1 protein-coding gene is annotated in these 1,122 nt (G+C 49.8%); it reads right to left on the minus strand.

All coding sequences use genetic code 11. The features are described from left to right. Positions 1-74: 74 nt before the first annotated feature. Positions 75-1,040, minus strand: a complete 966-nt coding sequence (locus tag HMPREF1028_RS12860) for an IS30 family transposase (RefSeq protein ID WP_009313200.1) — start codon at positions 1,038-1,040, stop codon at positions 75-77. Positions 1,041-1,122: the final 82 nt, after the last annotated feature.

Below are 1,122 nucleotides of genomic sequence, written 5' to 3' on the forward strand. Positions count from 1 at the left end.
CTTGTCCTGATTTAAAGTTAATCCACTATATTGTTCGGTCAAGGGGTCCTTGGATTCGGATTTCAAGTGCAACACTAGGGTACCAGTGGTTGGAACAGATTTAAGAATAAAACACTTGGCGTTTCGTAGCCAAGTGTTTTTCTCGGCCGGTGGTTCAACTCATCTTGAACCCTGCGTATCTCCCGATCGCTGATGTTTCGGAAATCGGTTTGTTTGGGGAAATATTGCCGGATGAGTCCATTGGTGTTCTCATTCAGCCCTTTTCCCCAAGAATGGTAAGGGCGGCAAAAATAGGTTTTCGCCTTCAATGCTTTGGCTATTTTGGTGTGTTGGTAGAACTCTTTGCCGTTATCCATGGTGATGGTGTGGACTCTGGCTTTATATGCCTTTAATACCCTAATGGCCGCCCGGGCAGTGTCTTCGGCTTTTAAGTTCTTTAATTTGCAGATGATGGTGTAGCGGGTAACGCGTTCGACCAAGGTCAATAACGCGCTTTTCTGATTTTTGCCGACGATGGTGTCGGCCTCCCAATCGCCGATGCGGGTTTTCTGGTCGACGATAGCAGGTCGGTTTTCTATGCCGACGCGGTCGGGCACTTTGCCTCTGGTCCATGTGCTGCCGTAGCGTTTGCGGTAGGGTTTGCTGCATATTCTGAGATGTTGCCACAAAGTGCCGCCGTTGCTTTTGTCTTGGCGAAGGTAGCGGTAAACGGTGCTGTGATGGAGCTTGATCCCGTGGTGTTTATGCAGGTAGGCACATACTTGTTCGGGACTGAGTTTGCGGCGGATAAGGGTGTCGATGTGTTGAACCAGCTGCGAATCGAGCTTATAGGGTTTTCGCCGGTGCTGTTTGGTCAGCCGGCTTTGCCGTTGGGCTTTATCGGCGCTGTATTGCTGTCCTTGGATGCAGTGCCGCTTGATTTCTCGGCTGATGGTGCTTTTGTGGCGGTTGAGCTGTTTGGCGATTTCGGTGACGGTGCAGTGGCGGGACAGGTATTGGATATGGTATCGTTCGTCTTGGGTCAGTTGTGTGTAGCTCATGGCAATCTTTCTTGCAGGAAAGGCCGTATGCTACCGCATACTGGCCTTTTTCTGTTATGGAAAGTTGCATTTCAAATGCGAA

The sequence above is a fragment of the Neisseria sp. GT4A_CT1 genome (genome assembly GCF_000227275.1).
Classification (GTDB): Bacteria; Pseudomonadota; Gammaproteobacteria; order Burkholderiales; family Neisseriaceae; genus Neisseria.

Coding starts and splice junctions, on each gene's coding strand:
- HMPREF1028_RS12860 (WP_009313200.1), bottom strand. CDS start 1,040: ATGAGCTACACACAACTGACCCAAGACGAACGATACCATATCCAATAC.